Consider the following 20,076-nt stretch of genomic DNA (forward strand, 5'->3'; position numbering starts at 1 on the left):
CACTTCGGCCCCCACAGAGGATTCTGCGGGGGCCGAAGTGGTGGTTCAGGTGACGATCAGCTCGCGACAACCGAGAGGTTGAGCGACGCCGACACGTCAGGGTGCAGGTTCACGACGACGGGGTAGGTACCCGTGGCCTTGATGTGTCCCTTGGGCAGTTCGACGGCACGCTTGTCGATGACCGGGCCGCCCGCGGTGCGGATGGCGCCGGCGACGTCGGCGACGGTGACCGAGCCGAACAGCTTGCCCGAGTCGTGGGTCTTCACCGGGAGTGAGACCGACTCGAGGTTCTCCAGAGCCTGCTTCAGCTCGTTGGCGTGATCGAGTCCGCGCACCGCGCGGGCTTCCTGCGAACGCCGGATTCCTTCGACCTGCTTCTGTGCGCCACGGCTGGCCGGGATGGCCAGACCGCGGGGCAGCAGGAGGTTGCGACCGTAACCGTCTTTGACCTCGACGGTGTCGCCTGCGACTCCGAGGTTTTCGACCTCGGCGGTGAGAATGAGCTTCATTTTGTCCCTTTCCGCTCAGCGCGCCGTGGAGGTGAACGGCAGCAGTGAGACCTCGCGTGAGTTCTTCACCGCAATGGCCACGTCCCGCTGGTGCTGGACGCAGTTCCCGGTCACACGGCGTGACCGGATCTTGCCCTTGTCCGACAGGAACCGCCGCAGTTGCGAGGTGTCCTTGTAGTCGATGTCAGGTTTCATATCTGTACAGAAGGAACAGGCCTTGGCCTTGACGTCCTTCTCGGCACGGACTCTGCGTCCGCCGCCTGATGTTTTCGGCATTTCCTTGCTCCGATATGTGATGCGAGACCGCCGCAGCGGTCCTAGAACGGTGGTTCGTCGTCCCCGCCGCCGAACGATCCGCTCGCCGGGGCGCTGCCCCACGGATCGTCGTTCGCCGCTGCGCCGCCGCCGGACGAGCCGCCACGGCTTCCGCCGCCGCCGCCCGATGACCCGGAGTTGCCGCCGCCCCCACCGCCGCCACCGCGCGATGCACGGTTGACCTTGGCGGTGGCGTACTTGAGCGAGGGACCGACTTCTTCGACCTCGAGTTCCACGACCGTGCGCTTCTCGCCCTCACGCGTCTCGTACGACCGCTGCTTGAGCCGGCCGGACACGATGACGCGGGCGCCCTTCGTCAGGCTTTCGGCCACGTTCTCCGCGGCGTCGCGCCAGATGCTGCAGCGCATGAACAGCGCCTCGCCGTCTTTCCATTCGTTGGTCTGACGGTCGAACATCCGGGGGGTGGAGGCAACCGTGAAGTTGGCCACCGCCGCACCCGACGGGGTGAATCGCAGCTCGGGATCCGCTGTCAGGTTTCCGATGACGGTGAGAATGGTGTCGCCGGCCATGGTGAAACTCCCTATGCGTGTGGGTTGTTCTCGGGATCGATGCGCACCGGGGACAAGAGTCGGTCACGCTCGTGCGTGTCGACCATATTTCCCGGTACCGACATGAGACTCGAGTTCTGCCCGATCGGTTCCATCGACCTCGACTTCGGGGCGACGGCAACGGCCGGACGGACTCGGATCACGTCCGACGTTCTAGTGCTCCGACCGCAGAACCTTGGTGCGCAGGACCGACTCGTTCAGCTTCAGCTGACGATCGAGCTCGCTCACCGTCTTGGGCTCCGCGTTGATGTCGATGACGGCGTAGATCGCCTCGGTGTGCTTCTGGATCTCGTACGCCAGACGGCGCTTTCCCCAGATGTCGACCTTGTCGATCTTGCCGCCGTCCTTGCGGACAACGTTGAGAAAGGTGTCGAGCGAAGGGGCAACGGTGCGCTCGTCCAGATTCGGATCGAGGATGACCATCAATTCGTAATGACGCATAAGACCACATCACCTCCTGTGGGCTAGTCGGCCACGGACGATCCGTGGCAGGAGGGTCGCCTGCGTCGGCAACCGGGCAAGGCTACATCAGTGTCCTGTGACCAGCGAAATCGTGGCCGGCGACGCCGTCGTTGGAACAGGATCGCGAATCTGCTTCTTCGAGACGTGACCTGCGTTACGTTTCGAGCCATGACCAGTTCACTCGCAGTGGCCTCCGTCGCCGACCTCACGCCGGAATGGTTGTCCTCGGTCGTGGGCACCGGCACGGTGTCGGAGTTCTCCACCGAACGTATCGGCACCGGCCAGGTGAGCGAGAACCATCGCGTCACCCTCACCTACTCCGCAGGCGGCGGACCCGCAGCGGTGATCGTCAAGGTCGCCGCCTCCGACGAGACGAGCCGCAACTCCGGTGTGTCGATGGGCCTCTACGAACGCGAGGTCCGCTTCTACCAGGACGTGGCGCCGTCGATCGACAGCCGCGCGCTGGCCGGGTGCCTGCACGCCGAGTACGTACCCGAGACCGGGACGTTCTGTCTCGTCCTCGAGGACGTCAGTCCGGCGACGGTCGGCAACGAGCTCGACGGCGCATCCCCGGAGGCGGCCCGCCTCGCGATCGCCGCCCTCGCCGAGCTGCACGCGCCGTGCATCGGACACCCCTCGCTCGAGTCCGCGCCGTGGCTCAACCGCGAATCCCCCATCACCGGTGCCATTTTGTCCATGCTCTACACCGGCTTCGTCGAGCGGTACTCCGAACGCCTCGACGCACGACACGTCGTCGTCGCGGACACATTGATCGCCGGATTCGAGCGCTACCAGGAGCTCTCGACCGACACCGTGAGCGCCGCAGGCCTGGTGCACGGCGACTACCGGCTGGACAACCTCCTCTTCAGCACCGACGACGCCTCCCGCCCGGTGATCGCGGTCGATTGGCAGACGGTGACCTGGGGCGCGGCGGCGAGCGATCTGTCGTACTTCCTCGGCACAGCGATGACGACCGAGAACCGCCGCGCACACGCCGATGAGCTGGTGACGCTCTACTACGACGGTCTCGGCGACAAGGCGCCCGCCCGCCTCGACGAGTTCCGCGAGGACGTCCGGCTGCAGACGTTCTTCGGGATCATCATGGCGATCGTGTCCCCGATGCTCGTCGAGCGCACCGACCGCGGCGACGAGATGTTCATGGCCGCGTTCAGCCGCAACTGCGAACACGCCCTCGATCTCGACGCCGTCGCGCTGCTCCCCGAGCCCACCGACCCCACCCCGTTGCGCCCCGAGCCCACCGACGAGGGCGCCCACACCCCGGGCGTCGAGGAACTCTGGAACGAGAGTTGGTACTTCGACGTCGCCGACGAGGCGGCCGGCATCGGCGCCTTCGTCCGGCTCGGCATCACGCCGGCACTCGACAACGCCTGGTACACCGCCATGATCTGCGGCCCGGGCCTCCCTACCATCGCGATCCTCGACTTCGCTCTCACGCCACCGGACGACCTCGCCGTCTCCACCGACACCCTGACCGCGACCCACGAGATCGTCGAGGAGCTGACCCATGCCCACGTGACGCTCACCGGCCGCGGTGAGGCCTTCGACGATCCGGCCGACATCCTCGGCGACGACCCGAGAGGTCGAGCGGTGCAGGTGACCCTCGATCTGCACTGGCACACCGACGGTGACCCGTATCTGTATCGCCTCACCCCGCGCTACGAGATCCCCTGCCGCGTCAGCGGGACCATCACGATCTCCGGCGACGGCATCGACCCCGCACCCATCACGATCGACGCCCCAGGCCAACGCGACCATTCCTGGGGTGTCCGCGACTGGTGGGGCATGGACTGGGTGTGGACGACGTCGCACTTCCCGGACGGCACCCATCTCCACGGACTCGACCTGCGCATCCCGCAGATCCCGGCGATCAGCATCGGGTACGCCCAGCACCCGGGACAGCCCACGGCGGAGCTCGGCACGCACCGGGCCACCGAGGTGATCGGTGACGACGGGCTCGCCCGGTCGACGGCCCTGCGGATCGAGCCGGGCGCCATCGCCCTCGATTTCCACCCGCTGGGACACGGACCGCTGCGCCTGGTGGCCGAAGACGGCCGGGTCGCGTACTTCCCGCGCGCATGGGGAACCTGGACCGACACCGACGGCCGCCACGGCGTCGGGTGGGTCGAATGGAACCGCAACCTGCCGGGTTGAGCACCGTCGGAGCCGGACGCCTCTTATCGTTGTCCGGTGGCGCACTGGTGGTCGACCGACGACATCACCGTCGACTGGCTGACGCAGGTCGTCGGGGTGGTGGACGGGTTCAGCGTGGAGCCGTTCGCTGTCTCGACCACGTCGGTGACCGTGCGGGTGCACCTGAGTTCTCGGGACCCGTCGTGTCCGGCCACGGTGATCGTCAAGTCGGCACGTCCCGACCACACCGGATCCGACGAACCCTTCCGGCGGGACCACCTCTTCTACTCGCGACCTCCCGCGCTCGCCCTGCGCACCGTCGCACCATGTCTGCACGCCCACTTCGACCCCGCACGCAGGGAGTTCTGGCTGGTCCTCGTCGATGCCGGACCGGTCCGCCACGGCAACGAGCTGGTCGGGCTGACCCGCGGCAAGGCGCATCTGACGGTCGCCGCGCTGGCGGACGTGCACGCGACGTTCGGTCGTCGGGCCGCCCGCGTGGAGTGGATCCCGGCGACCGAGCCGATCGATCACCGTCGCCTCGGCGAGTTGTACGTGCGATTCGTCGAGAACTTCGGCGAGCGGATCGACCTGCGTGACCTCACGGTCGCGAACCGGATCGTCGCGTCGATCGACGCCATCGTCGCCCACCGCGAACAGACCTCCGCCCCGCGCGGCGTGGTCCACGGCGACTTCCGTCTCGGCAACATCCTGCTCGGCCGATCCGGGTCGGACCGGCCGATCACCATCACCGGTTGGCAGGGCATCTCGTGGGGTCTCGCGGCCACCGACCTCGCCTATTTCCTCGGCACCATGGACCGGTCGATGCGACTCGACTACGGCGACACCCTGATCACGGTCTATCAGGAGTCGCTGAGTGACGCCGCGTCCGGCAGTCTCGAATCCCTCCGACGCGACGTCCGCGACAACGCCTTCATCTGCCTGGTCAACGTGCTCGTGTCGTGGTCGGCGACCGACCCCGCCCCCGATTCCGACGAACTCTGGTTGACGTTGTTCGGTCGTGCCTGCGCGTTCCTCACCGACCTCGACGGCTCGCGGCCGGTCGGCGCGGCCCGCTCGGTGATGACCTACGTCGACCCGACCGACGAGTCGGCGCACCCGCCGAAGCCCGGCGGCGAGTGGAACGAGACGTGGTACCTCGACGTCGCCGACCCCGCAGCAGGCATCGGCGCGTTCCTGCGGTTCGGGGTCGGACCGGAGAACCCGGACGGGTGGTTCGCGCTGGCCGTGTCCGGGCCCCACATCCCGACGGTCACGGTCACGGAGTCCGGCTTCGACCTCGGCCGAATGCAGAGTGTCCGCACCCAGACCATGTCCGCGACGCACGTCCCGGTCATCCCGCTGGCCCACGTGCACGTCACGGTCGACGCCGTCGGTGCCGCCTACGACGATCCCGCCGGGGTCGGTCGCGGGGTCGGTGGCCGTCCGGTGGGTGTGCGCCTCGACCTGCACTGGTACACCTCCGGCGATCCCTACCAGTACGACCTGACTCGCGTCTACGAGATCCCGTGCATGGTCACCGGCTCCATCACGCTGGCCGGAGACGGTCTGCCCACCGAACCGATCCCCGTCGATGCGCCCGGCCAACGCGACCACGCATGGGACGGACAGAACTGGTGGCACATCCAGTGGTTCTGGCTGTCGGCCCATTTCGAGGACGGCACCCGCGTGCACGGAGTCGACATCCGCCTGCCGTCGTTGCCGTCGATCTCGATGGGCTACGCCCAGCAACCCGCCGCACCCCTGCTGGCGCTCGACAAGTGCCGGCTCGTCGATGCCGACACCGACCCCGACCAGGTGCGGGCGATGACCTTCGCCCTCGAACCGGGATCGATGACCATGACCTTCCGCGCCGTCGCCCAGGCGCCCCAGCGGACGCAGAGTGTCCGGGGCTCGGTCAGCGTGATGCCACGGGCGTGGGGCGAGTTCACCCGGTCGGACGGTCGCCGGGGAGTCGGCTGGGTGGAGTGGAACACCGGATCCCCTAACCTGTAGCCCATGCCCCCCGTCTCCACCACCGATCGATGGCGGCTGCGGTTGCTGGCGGCGCGCGGCAACATCGCCGTCGTCCTCCTCGTACTGGTTGTCCTGAGCCTGATCCTCATGTGGCTCGGCTACCTCGGGAAACTCGACTGCGGCGGCGCTCCCTACTTCGCCGACGGTCGCAGCGAGCACTGGCCGGTGGGCAAGAACGAGCTGCTCATGCCGTGCTACTCCGATCTGCAGTTCCTGTGGATCGGCCGCGACATCAACAACCACGTCTTCCCCTACATCCACGGTGGGATCACCTCCGACGGCGTCCTCTACGGCGGCGTCGTGGAGTACCCGGTGCTGTCGGGACTGCTGATGTACTTCGGCGCCATCGGGGCACACACCGACACCCAGTTCTTCCAGCACTCGGCCCTGATCCTGCTGCCGTTCGGCATCCTGATCACCGTCCTGCTCGGCCTGATGACCCGCTGGCGCGCCCTGCTGTGGGCCGCCACCCCGCCACTGATCCTGTACTCGTTCCACAACTGGGAGATGCCGGTGGTGGCGACGGTCGTCGGCGCCGTCGCCGTCATGTACTTCGGTGCACAGGAGTCGTCGCGGACCGGGCGCCGACGGATCCCGTTCCTGACGGCGGCGATCATCGCGGCGGTCCTGCTGTCGATCGGCTTCTCGCTCAAGCTGTATCCGGGACTGTTCGTCGTACCCCTGGTCGCCTACGTGCTCACCCGCGGTCACGGCGCGCGCTCGGCGGGCGACTGGTCGATCGAACAACCCGACGAGGCCGGGCTCTCCGGAGGTCTGCGTGGTCGGATGCTGTCGATCCGTCGGGCCGGGCTGGACTGGGTCGGTGCCGCCTGGGTGACCGGCGCGGCGATCGTCACCGTCCTGGCCGCTCAACTGCCGTTCATGATCCTCGGCTTCGAGGGGTGGAAGGCGGCGTTGTCGTTCCAGGGCAAACGTCGCTCGGACGTCGACACGAACTCGATCTGGTACTGGGGTGTCCGGCATCTCACCGACGCCGCCGACATCAGCTACAACTCGGTCGTCGGGATCGCCTCGCCGCTGCTGATCCTCGCGTCGTTCGTCCTGGTCGTCTATCTCGGTGTGCGCGTGTGGCGTACCGGTGAGCCCTACCCGTGGATCGGGGTGTCGGCGGCGATGCTGGCCGGCTTCATGCTGTTCCACAAGGTCCACTCGCCGCAGTACACGTTGTGGATCCTGCCGTTCTTCGTGCTGCTGCGGGTGGCCTGGCCGATCATCGTGCTGTACCTGTTGGCCGATCTCTCGTTGGACCTCACCATCTTCCGGCTCTTCGGCATCTACACCTCCGGTTCGCCGATGAAGTGGTGGGTGATGGGCGGGGTGCAGTTCGGCGTGTGGACGCATGCGCTGCTGCTGGCCATCCTGGTCTTCGCGTTCGTGCGCGCCCCGGTGCGCATGTACGTCCGGAAAACCGTTGGCCCACCCGGCAAGGTCCCCGATACCGTCGCCGTATGACGACCTGGCTCGGATCGCCGACGCTGGCCGGCAGCCACGTGCTGTTGCGGCCCCTCCTTCTCGACGACGCGTCGGCGCTCGCAGCGGCGGTCGACGAACCCGACGCCTTTCGCTGGACCACCGTCCCCACGGACACGGCGTCGGCGACACGGGCCATCCAGACCGCGATCGATGACCCGAGGCGGTTCGCGTTCGCGGTCATCGACCGGCGCGACGACACCCTCGTGGGCACCACCAGCTACTACGACATCGACCCACTCAACCGGGCAGCGGCGATCGGATACACCTTCTACTCGAAGCGGGTCCAGGGCACCGCGGTCAACCCGGAAGCGAAACTGCTTCTGCTGCAGCACGCTTTCGAGGTGACGGGCGCGGTCCGCATCGTGTGGCACACCGACGAACGCAACGCGCAGTCGCGAGCGGCCATCCTCAAGCTCGGCACGACCTTCGAGGGGTTGCTGCGCAAGCATCGTCCACTCCCCGACGGAACGTGGCGCACCACGGCGCAATACGCCATGACCGACGACGAGTGGCCGGCCAGTCGGGAGCGTCTCCAGGCGCGCATCGCCTGAACTGCCCAGTCGGCGTCCGTATCCGCCCACTCGACGGGTTACAGCTGCGGGACGGGCTCTCGGTGTTCGGGCTCGGGCGCATCGGGCTCGACCGCACGTTCACGACGACGGAGTCGGAGCGTGTCGGGAGCGTTGTCCAGCACGCCGCCACCCGGGTCGTCGAAGAAACCACCGCGAGAGGTGTTGCGCACCACGTCGTGTCGAGGGTGGTAGATCTCCCAGACCACCAGCGCACACAGGCCGACGACCGCGATCCCGCGGATCACCACCGCACCGATGAAGTAGGGCTCGGGGAGCCACTTGACGTTCTCCGGGAGGTACAACCCCATCCGGGGCACCCACACCAGGGCGTCGAGCACCATCCACGCGATGAGCAGCTTCGTCCGCGGGATCGCCAGCACCGCCAACGGGACCAGCCACAGCGAGTACTGCGGACTCCACACCTTGTTCACCACGAGGAACCCCGCGACGACCAGGAACATCAACTGCGCCAGTCGAGGTCGGGTGGGCGCATGCAGACCGATGAACGCGATGCCGACACACACCAGGGCGAACAATCCCAGCGACAGGGCGTTGACGAGCGCCGACTTCCCGTCGGCCGCGGCGCCCCAGTCGTAGTTCGACACCGAACTGACCACGTTGAACCACGTGTCGGGGTCGATGCCACGATCGGAGTTGTAGCGGAAGAACTCCCACCACCCCGTCGGGGTCCCGACGATGAACGGCAGGTTCACCACCAGCCACGTACCCACGGCCACCAACGCCGTCACGGTGAACTCCCGCACCTTGCCCGCGCGCAGACACAGGACCAGCAGCGGGATCAGCAGCAGCCCGGGATACAACTTCGCGGCCACCCCGATCCCGAGGAAGATGCCGGTGGCCCACGGGTTTCGACGGGCCCACGCCAGCATGGCCAGGGCCAGCAGCGCGGTCGCGATGGCGTCGAAGTTGGTGAAGATGTGCACCATCACCAGTGGCGAGAGAGCAGCGATCGACGCCGACCAGATCCGCACCCCGGCGGTCAGCGCGGTGGCCCAGATGGTGACGAGCCAGAACAGCGCGAGCCCCAGCGCGACGACGTTGAAGAACAGCACCACGTCGAGCGCCGACGGGACACCCCAGTGCTCGTGCATCCACTGCCAGCCGTGCGCGACCTGCGCCGCGCCGTACATGTACATGCCGGTCACGACCGGGTACTCCATGTAGCGCTGCTCGGTCGCCCCGTCGGGACCCTTCTGGAACCACGACGACTTGTACGGCAGCGCACCGGTGTCGAGGCGTTCGGCCGTGTAGAGCGGGACGGTGTCGGAGTAACACATGGCGATGTACTGCCGGTGCTGACTCCAGTCGAGCTCGAGCGTCTGGGTGCCCGCCTTGGGCGCCTGCTGCAGGCACGCCGCCTTGCCGTACCAGCCGAGAGCCAGCGCGATCAACGCGAACAGCATGATCACGCGCAGTGGCGTGAAGTAGCGACTGCGTCCGACGACGGCGTGTAACCCGAGGGGGCCACCCACCGCGATCGACGCCTCGCGCGCGATGACGTCGGTCCGCGTCGGGAGCTCGCGTTCGGAGTCCTCGCGAAGATCAGCCGACAGCCGTGTCGGCGAATCCCACTGTGTCATCTCGGCCCGGACGCCTACGGCCCGGCGCCGGGATCGTTGCCGTTGCCGTTACCGTTACCGTTGCCGTTTCCGTTGCCTCGCGGCGTCGGCTCCACCTCCTGCGGGGTGGGTGCGCCCGGCAGCGGGATGGTCACGCCCGGTGCGAGTGTCAGCGACGGCGGGGCGAGTGTCTCACTCGGACCGGTGGATTCCTCTTCGCTGCGCGACTGCGAGCTACGCGTCTGCTGCTCGGTCGTCACCGGCGCCTCGTAGGGAACACCCGCGACGCCACCGATCTCCGCCGGGTCCGGGAACTGTTCGATCGGCTTGTTGTTGAGGGCGCCATCCATCGCGGCCTGCCAGATGTCCGACGGGAGACCCGAGCCGTAGACGATCGAGCCCTGGTAGTTGGTCAGTGCGACACCGCGATCGGTGCCGACCCAGACCGCGGTCGACAGCGACGGCGTGTAGCCGACCATCCAGGCGTCCTTGTTCTGTCCGGTGTCGCCGAGCTGCGTGGTGCCGGTCTTCGACGCCGACGGACGCGAGCCGTCGTCGAGGGCGTGTCCACGCGATGCGGCCGCGATCGGCTCCATCGCCGCGGTCGCGTTGTCGGCCACCGCGGCCGAGAAGCGACGCTGGCCGGCGTCGGGCTTGCGGTCGTAGAGCACGGTCCCGTCCGAGGTCTCGACCTTCTGCACGAAGTGCGGGGCGTGGTAGACACCGGAGTTCGCCAGCGTGGCGTACGCCGACGCCATGTCCATGACGCGCGAGGGGTACTGGCCCAGGACGACGCCACCCTCGACGCCGGTGCCGTCGGTGTTCTGCAACGTCTTGGCGATGTCGCCGAAGCTCTCGGCGATACCGGCCTGGTGTGCGGCGTTGGCCACGGCCTGCGCCTGGCCGTCGAGGTCCATCATCAGTCGGTAGTAGACGGTGTTGAGCGACAGCTTCAGTGCCGTTGCGAGGTTGCACGAGCCGCAGCTCTCACCGTCGGAGTTGGTCACCGTCAGTCCGCCCGGCGCCTCGAAGGGCGAGGAGCTGTAGACCTTCGACAGCGGCACACCCTGCTCGAGCGCCGCGACGAGTGCGAACACCTTGAACGACGAGCCGGTCTGCAAACCCGCCTGGGCGTAGTCGAAGCCCTGGCCGCTGTTGCCGCCGAAGTAGCCCTTCACGCCACCGGTCTTCGGGTCGATCGAGACCACCGCGTCGCGGATGTTCTTCGGCTCGCCCTCGAGCTGGCCGTTGGCCGAGGCGACGACCGAGCGCTGCACCTGGGGGTCGATCGTGGTGGTGATCTTCAAGCCCTCGGTCTGCACCTGCTGCTCGGAGATGTTCAGCGAGTTCAGCTCGGCGAGGACCTGCGTCTTGATCAGTCCGTTGGGACCGTTGGTGACGCTGCCGGAGACGTCCTTGACCGCCGCGACCCGCGGGTACTTCAGCGTGGCCTCGTCGCTCGGGCTCAGCGCACCGATGGTGACCATGCCGTCGAGCACATAGCGCCACCGCGCCTGGGCCGCGGCGATGTTGGTGGCCGGGTCGTAGAACGACGGCGACCGGATCGAGGAGGCGAGGACCGCGGCCTCGGGGACGGTCAGGGCGGAGACGTCCTTGTTGAAGTAGGCCTGCGACGCCGCCGAGATGCCGTAGGCGCCACGACCGAAGTAGATGGTGTTCAGGTAGGCGGCCATGATGTCGTCCTTGGACCACTCGTTCGACATCTTCGTGGCGATCGCGAGTTCCTTGAACTTGCGGGTGTAGCTCCGCTCGTCACCGACGAGGGCGTTCTTCACGTACTGCTGGGTGATCGTCGATCCACCGCCGGCGTCGGCATTGTTGGTGACCTGCCCGATCGCCGCGCGCGCCAGACCGCTGATCGAGAACCCGGAGTTGCTCCGGAACTGACGGTCCTCGGCCGCGATGACCGCGTCCTGGACCGACTTGGGGATCTTGTCGATCGTGACGTCGGTGCGGTTCCCCTCGGGCGGCACGATGCGCGCGATCTCGCCGCCGTTCGAGTTGAGGATGGTCGCGACCTGGTTCTGCTTGATGTCGTCGGGGCCGGGTACCGACTGGCCCAGGTAGGTGAACAGGAACACCACTGCCATGACCACGACGCCCAGCGGCACGAGGCTGCCGAGGAGCCCGAACACCCAGGCGACGATCTTGAGCCGCGTGCGCTTCTTCTGGCGGACGGTGCGCGGCTGCGCGCCGGTTCCGTTACTCACAACCACGTCTCCATACTCATCGATCGAACACACTGTTCCCGGCCGCGTCGGCACGACGCCGTGAGGAGGGGGTCACTCACCGGTGCCCGCCACGCGTCTGGTCCGACGTGCCCGGGGCCGCACGGGCAGCCCTGCAACGAAGGACTGCACCAGGTGGTTCCACCGGCACGTCCGGCAGACCTCCACCACGTGCACCGTGAACTCCTCGGCGGACTCCGCGAGCCGGGTGATCTCCTCGGTCGAGCGTGCCGACCCGGAGACCGTGCCCAGCTTGTCACCGAAAACCCAAGACACCAAGGTGAGCTGTTCCTTGCGGCAGACCGGGCACAGGACCGTACTGGGTCGACCGTGGAACTTCGCCGCGCGCAACAGATACGGATCCGCGTCGCAGACGGTTCGCATGGCCGCGCGTCCTGCGTAGACGTCGGACAGCAGCGATCGGCGCTGCAGCGCGTAATCGACCGTCTGTCTCTGCACAAGCACGTCATCAAGAGTACGTGCAGCTCCGCGACCATCCACAGGTTCGGCCCCAACCCCGATCACCGTTCCGATGACATCGGGGGCCACAACTCGCGGCCCCGGCCGGACACCCGGCCGAATCGGCTCGGTAAACCCCAGTTCACACGTGGTTTCCTATCCCAGTTATATCGGGCCGATACATTGCGTGTAATAATTGCTGCACACGTTCGTTCGACAGGTCGGGAAGGAGTATCGAAAGCAATGTTGGAACTCGCAGTGCTGGGACTGCTCCTGGACACCCCGATGCACGGATACGAGCTGCGCAAGCGGCTCACCGGACTGTTGGGTGCTTTCCGGGCCTTCTCGTACGGCTCGCTGTACCCGACTCTGCGGAGAATGCAGACCGACGGAATCATCGCCGAGGAAACCGGTCCGCAGGGAACCCTGAAACGACGTGCGCGCCGGGTGTACAAGTTGACACCCGCGGGGCGAGAACGATTCGCCGAACTGGTCGCAGACACCGGACCACAGAATTACACCGACGACGGCTTCGGAGTGCACCTCGCATTCTTCAGCCGCACGCCGGCAGTGGCCCGTATGCGGATCCTCGAAGGGCGTCGTCGCCAGGTCGAGGAGCGTCGCGAAGGTCTGCGAGATGCCGTCGGACGGTCCAATCGTGCAGTGGACCGCTACACCCGACAGCTACACCAATTGAGTCTCGAGTCGAGTGAGCGTGAAGTGCGCTGGCTCAACGAGCTCATCGCCGCTGAATCGTCGGCAGCCGCCGACGACGCAGCGATCGTCGAACCGGATGTGTCCGAAACCGCGGCCACATCCGTCCCGTCGGCAACCACCGGCGAAGCAACGTCAGTAACACCGAATACAGAAAGAGAGCCCGACCATGGGTGACAACAACTCTGTGCGCGTAGCCATTGTGGGCGTGGGCAACTGCGCCTCATCCCTGGTTCAGGGCGTGCAGTACTACCAGGACGCCGACGAGAACGTGACCGTTCCCGGCCTCATGCATGTGAAGTTCGGCAAGTACCACGTCCGCGACGTCGAGTTCGTCGCCGCGTTCGACGTGGACGCCAAGAAGGTCGGATTCGACCTGTCCGAGGCCATCTTCGCCTCGGAGAACAACACCATCAAGATCGCCGACGTCCCCCCGACCGGCGTGACCGTTCAGCGCGGCCACACCCTCGACGGCCTCGGCAAGTACTACCGCGAGACCATCACCGAAGCAGACGGTGACGGCGGCGACGTGGTGCAGACCCTCAAGGACGCCAAGGTCGACGTCCTCGTGTCCTACCTCCCGGTGGGCTCCGAGCAGGCCGACAAGTTCTACGCGCAGTGCGCCATCGACGCGGGCGTCGCCTTCGTCAACGCACTGCCCGTGTTCATCGCCTCCGACCCGGAGTGGGCCGAGAAGTTCCGCGCCGCGGGCGTCCCCATCGTCGGCGACGACATCAAGAGCCAGGTCGGTGCCACCATTACCCACCGCGTCATGGCGAAGCTTTTCGAGGACCGCGGTGTCGCGCTCGACCGCACCTACCAGCTCAACGTCGGCGGCAACATGGACTTCAAGAACATGCTCGAGCGTGAGCGTCTCGAGTCCAAGAAGGTGTCGAAGACCCAGGCCGTGACCTCGAACCTGCACGGCTCGTTGGCCGGCAAGATCGACGACAAGAACGTCCACATCGGACCCTCGGACCACGTCGCGTGGCTCGACGACCGCAAGTGGGCCTACGTCCGCCTCGAGGGTCGCGCCTTCGGTGACGTGCCCCTGAACCTCGAATACAAGCTCGAGGTCTGGGACTCGCCCAACTCGGCAGGCATCATCATCGACGCGGTCCGCGCGGCGAAGATCGCCCTCGACCGCGGCATCGGCGGCCCCATCCTGCCGGCCTCGGCCTACCTGATGAAGAGCCCGCCGGAGCAGATGGCCGACGACGTCGCTCGCGTGGAGCTCGAGGAGTTCATCAGCGCTGCTGAGTGATCCGTCCGTAGTACGTCGACAGGCCCGTACCTCGATCTCGAGGTGCGGGCCTGTTGCGTTGTCTAGGGCCGTACTCATCATTGCCAACTTGCCGTTGAAGGACGCTTGCCGTGTGGTCTGACATCGTTAGTTTTGGCCGCTTTCATCAACGCCGTAGACGCCCCGCCGAGAAATGATTACCATCTCTGACAATCCTCGGTGTCGACGATCGCAAGTCGCCTACGTATCCCGAAGGGCGTCAGGCTCAACCTTCCCTTCTTCGGGGTTCATGCAGTGCGGCGCGTGTGTGGCGAGAATGCGCACGCAGCCGGATGATGTTCTCGAGGGAATCTGAAGTGGCACGTCTACCCTGGCACGGAGCAGTTCCCAGTTTACAAGGAGTAGAAGTATGGACGTCACCCAACTCGATGGGGTTTCTCTGATCCTCGGCGCTCTGGCAACAGGTGCAGGCGACGGCTTGAAGCAAGGTGCGAAAAGCGCTATGACAGCAACTGTGGATGCCGTGGGCGGAGCCGCCGCTAGCAGCCTCGAGAAATTAGTCGCCATGGTAAGGGCTAGTTTTCGTTCTGACGCACACGCGATCGAGGACTTGAACGTGCACCTTCGTCGGCCCAGCGCAGAAACATCGGCAGCCTTATCTACGCATGTCATCGAGGCAGGCTTGAACACCGATACGCAGGTACTCGAAACTGCACGCGCCGTATTTGCCGAAGCGGGACCCGCCGCAGTCGGGACGGGATCCGTCGCCGCGAATATCATCAACGCGACCGCTGCGAGAGGTGGTCACACCCATATCGGTGGCCAGCAGCAGTACTTCGGAGGTGAATCGAACCACCCTCGTTAAGGGAGCCGACTTCGCCCACCAGCACGGTCTCTCAGAATATAGGTGGAAACGTTGCGGCTAACGCGCTCTTAGCCGGCGATCATGCACAGCTCGGCGGTAGTCGCACTTACATTAGCGTCGTCAACAGTGACGCCGTTGACATCGTCCAGCGTTCCGTAAAAGCAACAGATATAAATGCTGTCGCCGGACGACTCATATGCGAATGCGAACCACTGGAGCTTGGGGTTCATAAATCCATCACGGTAAGCAACGAAGACGGAACTACGCCGTATCTTTTCCGGTCTCACGACGCGTTACTGAGGTCGCATCTCCAAGAGCGATCAGCCAATGACGACTCGACATTTCTAGCCATTATCGGAACATCATGCACCGGCAAGACCCGCACTCTCTTCGAGGCAATTTCACAGGAGCTTAGCGACTGGCAAATTGCGCTACCATACGACGAGATTGAATTCCTTGAGTTGCTTCGCGCCGGGATACCCAGGCGCACTGTTGTTTGGCTCGATGAATTGCAACGCTATTTTACCTCCGGCGACACTGGGGTAGCTATCGCCACGGCGGTGACGAAGCTGCTTCGATCCTCTGTGGTATCGCCGATTATATTCTGCGGAACAATTTGGCCAAGTGGCTTGAACGAATTGAGCAAGCGGCCGAACGCTGCGCAGATGCGGTCTGGTGAGATCGTCACTCATGATCTAATAACCAAATATTGCAAATTTTTTCACATTTCGGACAGCTTCACGAACGAAGAGATCCAGCAGGGCATGCGACTTCTGAACGATGCCGATGCTCATGACCGGCGACTGATCGTGGCGATTGCGACGGCGCCGGCAGCGGAGCATGACGGACCGGGCAACAAAGCCGTAACCCAAGTTCTCGCGGGGGGCGAACAGTTGGTCGCTCGGTGGGCCGCGCAAGGGACAAACGCGTTCAGCCCCCCCGCCCATGCCATCATGAGTTGTGTTGCGGACATCCGCCGCCTTGGATGTCCGAGTCCTATTTCCGAATCAGTAATTAGAGCCTTCGCTCACAAGTATCTTCCGGATGCTGCCGCGCGGCGCATCGGCAACGCAGATTGGGTCTCGACCGCATTAAATGAGCTAAACCAGTCGGCCGACGAAGACAACCCGTACTCTGGCGAGCGAACGTTGGATATTCATCATCAGGGAGTACCCGCGCTAGTTCAAAGTTGGGTCACGACGCGTAGTGGCAAGACTTTTCCGCATTACACACCCCACGAATACCTCATCCAGCATCTGATTCAGAGTAACACAGATAGTTCGGATAATTGTGTTCGAGAAGTCCTTGTCAGTACCGAAAAGTCTAGGGAAAGCATGCCATGGAGGGCGCAAAAAGCGGTTGCGATAGAGGCGGCGGCGGGCGGTGATGTCCAATTGGCGACCGCCATGATCTCCGGCTTCAAAGACCCCCATGCTGCCGTGAACATTCTGTTGCGCTTTGCCGATATCGACGTTGCGATTAATTACCTGCGGCCGTACGCCGAGACGTCCCCCTACTCTGCCACCCGATTAGGGCGGATACTGCAATCGGCAGGACGTATCCCTGAGGCCCTGACGGTGTTGGGCCCTTTTGAGGACCGCCCGGAGCCCGCGATACTGATGGCACACCTGCTTGTTGCTGAACAGCGCGAGCAGGAGGCCGTCATTCTGCTAGAAAGAACTTGTTCGCAGTATGCAGATTGTGCAATTGTGCTATCGGATATCCATCTGGCCATGTATAAGTACGAGGACGCCATGGATGCCGTTCAACCGTGGATCGAGACCAACGCCGACGCTACGACCGCGATGGTTAAAATCGCTCTGGTACGTAGTCGGAACCTATTAACAGGAACTATTGTCCCCGATCGAATTAAGTCGAATGCCAACGCTTCGCGCGCACTGGCCTTGGGGGCTTTACAGGACTCTTCTCCCGCTGGAACGGCACTTGCAATTGAACTACTTACCTCGCATTCCGACACTAATACTGAGTCGAGTGTTTTGCTCTCGGAAATCTACGTAGAGACGGGACATACGGAGAAAGCAATCGAGATCTTGTGCACGCCAGCGAGGCGTTTCGCCCAGTCCGCGGTGCGACGCGCTCGCCTTCTGCTTGATGCCGGGCGCGAACCCGATGCCATCGCAGATCTTCAACGCCATCACATAACTAGCCAGGAAGCTTCACTGGCCCTCGCCGATATACACACGAAGAACGGCGACCCGCAAAAGGCTATCGATGCACTCGAACTTCCCGCTCAGCGACTTCAGCAGTCTGCAGTGCGACGCGCCCGTCTTCTGCTTGATGCCGGGCGCGAACCCGATGCCATCGCAGATCTTCAACGCCATCACATAACTAGCCAGGAAGCTTCACTGGCCCTCGCCGATATACACACGAAGAACGGCGACCCGCAAAAGGCTATCGACGCACTCGAACTTCCCGCTCAACGGCTTCAGCAGTCAGCAGTGCGACGCGCCGATTTGCTCTCCGACATGGCCCGTTACGAAGAGGCTCGGCAAACTGTGGAACCACACATCGAGCGGGACGTCGAGGCACTTATGAGATGGGTGACCGCTGAGCTTCAGCTTGGCGAACTTGCGGTTGCCATTCACGGGTTAAGAAAATCTCGCGGTTCTCGAAAGTCCATGCTTTGGCGCCAGGTTCGAACCGCAGAGAATGTTCTGTTTATGGCTCAAGCCGCAACGAGCGCCGGTTTCGCGCTGGAAGTAGCGGGGGTCGCGTCAGCAATCTGGACCGAGAATTCTGAACGGCGAAGGATTGTGGTGTTGTGTTCTGAGCGCTTGTGGGAGTGGGTCGCACGACCGGAAACTATGACAATCGCACTGCAACCTATGTGCGCAGCCTCACTTCTTGAGGTGGTTTGTGTGCTGACTCCCCTTGTCCAGTTGGACCCTCTGAATGCTGATCGGCTGCGCCGAAGGGTATTCGACAAGCTCTGCGACGAAGTCCAGGGATCGATTACGGTCTTCGACGCTGCTCGTTATCTGGCCCCCAGATCTGAGCTGCTACAGATTGTTCTGGACGAAACCATTACTCCAGTCGGATAAGTCGTTGATCAGGGGCCACAAGTGGCACCCTTTCTACAGCTCCAATGGCGCGGGAAGCACACGAACTCAGTCGTCCTCCTCGTTAATGCGGACCCTTCCGTCACTTCGGTGGAGTGCGTCACTGTCAAAGCTCTTGACGACTACTGGTTCGTCGCTGCCGAACGGTGCGAGGCGGCGGGCACCGTCGTCGCATTTGGTCCAGACTCCACCGTCGGATCGGGCCTCGGTGCGGTCGGCCACTTGGTCTTCACGTGAGGTGCACGGCGGATACGCGACGGCGATGATCGCCCCCGCGGCCGAGGTGTCCGCTGCACCCAAGCAGTGGATCCCTCAACATGCCGCAGATCTTTTGCGGCATGACTGCGGCGGCGAATGCTGGCGTGGATGGGCGGGCCCCGGCGACACCGTTCTGCCGCACGGGGCGTTGGGCGCGGTCGGTGTCGCGTTGCGCAGCTGGAGCGTCGACCGGAGATCCGGGTGGTCGAGACGACCGGCAACGCGAGCGCCAGGACCGTGGCTCCGTTTCTGTGGGGTGCCCGTCCGCTGTGGCACCGGACTGCTCAACCGGGTTCTCACAGAGGGTCCGGTCGACGCCGTGGGCGATAATGAGGCGGTCGAGGTCTCGGTCGCGCTGGTCGCCGATCGTCGCGCATCGTCGCGCATCGTCACCATAGCGGCGCCCGCACGTGACGCGGCCGAGGGGTTCGCAGCGTGGCCGGGACCAAGCCCGACAGCAACGTCTACCGGGACGGCAACCGTGCCGAGCCCATCGACCTTGCGTCGGCGGGCCAGTTCGTGGCGCCGAGCGAGCACTTTTCCGCCGTCGCGGCGGTCTCGGTGCTCGAGCTGGTGGCGGTCACACAGGCGACAAGGTGGCCCCGTCGACCCAGGTGGCGCCGACAGCTGTTTCACGCACATTTACACGGGCAGGACGGAATGGAAGCGGATTACCGACGAGGCTAAACACGCGACGCGACCTCCGTGGCAATCAGCGCACACTCGATGACACGGTTCCGCACCATCGGCGGCTCTCCGTCACACACAACGCACGTTTCACACCGCCGACAATGCGGAAAGCCAGTTCCGATGGCGCTTTCCACCCAGTCAGCCCGTCCTGCCCCGGTATTTGCGGACCGGGCGGCCCGCACGGCCGTACTGCAGACGCACCTCGAGAACGCCGGATTCCAGGTAGTGCTCGAGGTAGCGGCGTGCGCTGACCCGGGAGATGCCCACGGCCTCGGCGCACTCGGTGGCCGAGAACTCCGCTCCGCCGGCGACGGCGTCGAGGATGAGGGTTCCGGTCTCCGGGGACAGTCCCTTGGGGAAGCGCTCGGCCGTCTCGCCCGGGCTTGTCGGGGATCCGGCGCCGAACAGCGAGTCGACGAGACTCTGATCGGCCTCGCCGCTGCGCAACGCCGAGAACCGGGTCGCGAACGCCTCGAGCTTGTCGCGCAGCTGCGGGTACTCGAACGGCTTGATGAGGTAGTCGGCCGCACCGCCGCTCAGTGCGTCGGCGACCGTGTCGACCTCGCGTGCGGCGGTGATCATGATGACGCCGACCGGATCCTTCGCCGCACGCAACTCACGGAGGACGTCGAGACCTGAGGCGTCGGGGAGATGGACGTCGAGCAGGATCAGATCCGGACGCAGCGTGGCAACGCTCGCGCGTGCCTCGGCGGCCGAGTGCGCGACGCCGACGGCGTGGAATCCGTCGGTGGCCTCGACGAATCGACGGTGGATGTCGGCCACCATGAAGTCGTCGTCGACCACCAGCACTGTGGGCACTGCTTCCTCC

The 20,076-nt window shown here is 64.9% G+C and carries 16 protein-coding genes; 8 read left to right on the forward strand and 8 right to left on the reverse strand.

The window, feature by feature from the left end; genetic code table 11:
* Window positions 1–56 precede the first annotated feature (56 nt).
* The 4 genes from rplI to rpsF form a co-directional block, all read right to left on the reverse strand.
* Window positions 57–509 (reverse strand): 50S ribosomal protein L9, encoded by a 453-nt coding sequence (gene rplI, locus LX13_RS09030; protein ID WP_253661007.1) that lies wholly within the window; start codon window positions 507–509, stop codon window positions 57–59.
* A 15-nt stretch (window positions 510–524) separates the two neighbouring features.
* Entirely contained in the window at window positions 525–785 is a 261-nt protein-coding gene (gene rpsR / locus LX13_RS09035) for a 30S ribosomal protein S18 (RefSeq protein WP_253661008.1), read from the reverse strand.
* A gap of 41 nt (window positions 786–826) precedes the next feature.
* Complete coding sequence (locus LX13_RS09040) at window positions 827–1,354, reverse strand: single-stranded DNA-binding protein (protein ID WP_188487778.1); 528 nt, start codon at window positions 1,352–1,354, stop codon at window positions 827–829.
* Between the two features lie 192 nt (window positions 1,355–1,546).
* On the reverse strand, window positions 1,547–1,834 hold the full coding sequence (gene rpsF, locus LX13_RS09045) for a 30S ribosomal protein S6 (protein ID WP_188487760.1): 288 nt from the start codon (window positions 1,832–1,834) through the stop codon (window positions 1,547–1,549).
* Between the two features lie 189 nt (window positions 1,835–2,023).
* On the opposite strand from rpsF, the gene LX13_RS09050 reads away from it, so the two are divergent.
* From LX13_RS09050 to LX13_RS09065, 4 genes are read left to right on the forward strand one after another with little or no spacing between them, the layout of a single operon-like run.
* Window positions 2,024–4,027 carry a DUF7064 domain-containing protein gene (locus LX13_RS09050; RefSeq protein WP_253661009.1) on the forward strand — a complete coding sequence of 668 codons (2,004 nt, stop codon included), beginning with the start codon at window positions 2,024–2,026 and terminating at the stop codon, window positions 4,025–4,027.
* 36 nt (window positions 4,028–4,063) lie between these two features.
* Window positions 4,064–6,022 carry a DUF7064 domain-containing protein gene (locus tag LX13_RS09055; protein ID WP_253661010.1) on the forward strand — a complete coding sequence of 653 codons (1,959 nt, stop codon included), beginning with the start codon at window positions 4,064–4,066 and terminating at the stop codon, window positions 6,020–6,022.
* A gap of 3 nt (window positions 6,023–6,025) precedes the next feature.
* On the forward strand, window positions 6,026–7,516 hold the full coding sequence (locus LX13_RS09060) for a glycosyltransferase family protein (protein ID WP_253661011.1): 1,491 nt from the start codon (window positions 6,026–6,028) through the stop codon (window positions 7,514–7,516).
* Entirely contained in the window at window positions 7,513–8,088 is a 576-nt protein-coding gene (locus LX13_RS09065) for a GNAT family N-acetyltransferase (protein WP_253661012.1), read from the forward strand. Before LX13_RS09060 ends, LX13_RS09065 begins: the two co-directional genes overlap by 4 nt.
* A 38-nt stretch (window positions 8,089–8,126) precedes the next feature.
* On the opposite strand, the gene LX13_RS09070 is transcribed toward LX13_RS09065, so the two are convergent.
* Genes LX13_RS09070 through LX13_RS09080 form a run of 3 tightly spaced genes read right to left on the reverse strand, consistent with a single transcriptional unit; the run spans window position 8,127 to window position 12,397 of the window.
* Window positions 8,127–9,710: a glycosyltransferase family 87 protein gene (locus tag LX13_RS09070; protein ID WP_253661013.1), complete on the reverse strand. Its 1,584-nt coding sequence runs from the start codon at window positions 9,708–9,710 to the stop codon at window positions 8,127–8,129.
* A gap of 14 nt (window positions 9,711–9,724) precedes the next feature.
* Complete coding sequence (locus LX13_RS09075; RefSeq protein WP_372499899.1) at window positions 9,725–11,944, reverse strand: transglycosylase domain-containing protein; 2,220 nt, start codon at window positions 11,942–11,944, stop codon at window positions 9,725–9,727.
* A 48-nt stretch (window positions 11,945–11,992) separates the two neighbouring features.
* Complete coding sequence (locus LX13_RS09080) at window positions 11,993–12,397, reverse strand: DUF5318 family protein (RefSeq protein WP_253661793.1); 405 nt, start codon at window positions 12,395–12,397, stop codon at window positions 11,993–11,995.
* A gap of 243 nt (window positions 12,398–12,640) precedes the next feature.
* Here LX13_RS09080 and LX13_RS09085 point away from each other — a divergent pair, with 243 nt between their 5' ends.
* From LX13_RS09085 to LX13_RS09100, 4 genes are all read left to right on the forward strand, one after another.
* Complete coding sequence (locus LX13_RS09085; RefSeq protein WP_253661014.1) at window positions 12,641–13,288, forward strand: PadR family transcriptional regulator; 648 nt, start codon at window positions 12,641–12,643, stop codon at window positions 13,286–13,288.
* Window positions 13,281–14,375: an inositol-3-phosphate synthase gene (locus tag LX13_RS09090; RefSeq protein ID WP_253661015.1), complete on the forward strand. Its 1,095-nt coding sequence runs from the start codon at window positions 13,281–13,283 to the stop codon at window positions 14,373–14,375. Before LX13_RS09085 ends, LX13_RS09090 begins: the two co-directional genes overlap by 8 nt.
* A 388-nt stretch (window positions 14,376–14,763) precedes the next feature.
* Complete coding sequence (locus tag LX13_RS09095) at window positions 14,764–15,219, forward strand: hypothetical protein (protein ID WP_253661016.1); 456 nt, start codon at window positions 14,764–14,766, stop codon at window positions 15,217–15,219.
* 560 nt (window positions 15,220–15,779) lie between these two features.
* A complete protein-coding gene (locus tag LX13_RS09100; protein ID WP_253661017.1) occupies window positions 15,780–18,281 on the forward strand; it encodes a tetratricopeptide repeat protein in 2,502 nt (833 codons plus the stop codon).
* 1,104 nt (window positions 18,282–19,385) lie between these two features.
* Here LX13_RS09100 and LX13_RS09105 read toward each other — a convergent pair.
* The gene (locus LX13_RS09105) at window positions 19,386–20,066 is read right to left on the reverse strand and encodes a response regulator (RefSeq protein ID WP_253661018.1); all 681 of its coding nucleotides are present in this window, start codon (window positions 20,064–20,066) and stop codon (window positions 19,386–19,388) included.
* Window positions 20,067–20,076 lie beyond the last annotated feature (10 nt).

Origin of the sequence: Williamsia maris (genome assembly GCF_024171815.1) — a bacterium.
Classification (GTDB): domain Bacteria; phylum Actinomycetota; class Actinomycetes; order Mycobacteriales; family Mycobacteriaceae; genus Williamsia_A; species Williamsia_A maris.

Bases quoted from the DNA above. Each gene is read 5' to 3' on its own strand.
- LX13_RS09040 (WP_188487778.1), bottom strand. From the start codon at position 1,354: ATGGCCGGCGACACCATTCTCACCGTCATCGGAAACCTGACAGCGGAT.
- LX13_RS09065 (WP_253661012.1), top strand. From the start codon at position 7,513: ATGACGACCTGGCTCGGATCGCCGACGCTGGCCGGCAGCCACGTGCTG.
- LX13_RS09070 (WP_253661013.1), bottom strand. From the start codon at position 9,710: ATGACACAGTGGGATTCGCCGACACGGCTGTCGGCTGATCTTCGCGAG.
- LX13_RS09090 (WP_253661015.1), top strand. From the start codon at position 13,281: ATGGGTGACAACAACTCTGTGCGCGTAGCCATTGTGGGCGTGGGCAAC.
- LX13_RS09050 (WP_253661009.1), top strand. From the start codon at position 2,024: ATGACCAGTTCACTCGCAGTGGCCTCCGTCGCCGACCTCACGCCGGAA.
- LX13_RS09060 (WP_253661011.1), top strand. From the start codon at position 6,026: ATGCCCCCCGTCTCCACCACCGATCGATGGCGGCTGCGGTTGCTGGCG.
- rpsR (WP_253661008.1), bottom strand. From the start codon at position 785: ATGCCGAAAACATCAGGCGGCGGACGCAGAGTCCGTGCCGAGAAGGAC.
- rpsF (WP_188487760.1), bottom strand. From the start codon at position 1,834: ATGCGTCATTACGAATTGATGGTCATCCTCGATCCGAATCTGGACGAG.
- rplI (WP_253661007.1), bottom strand. From the start codon at position 509: ATGAAGCTCATTCTCACCGCCGAGGTCGAAAACCTCGGAGTCGCAGGC.
- LX13_RS09085 (WP_253661014.1), top strand. From the start codon at position 12,641: ATGTTGGAACTCGCAGTGCTGGGACTGCTCCTGGACACCCCGATGCAC.
- LX13_RS09095 (WP_253661016.1), top strand. From the start codon at position 14,764: ATGGACGTCACCCAACTCGATGGGGTTTCTCTGATCCTCGGCGCTCTG.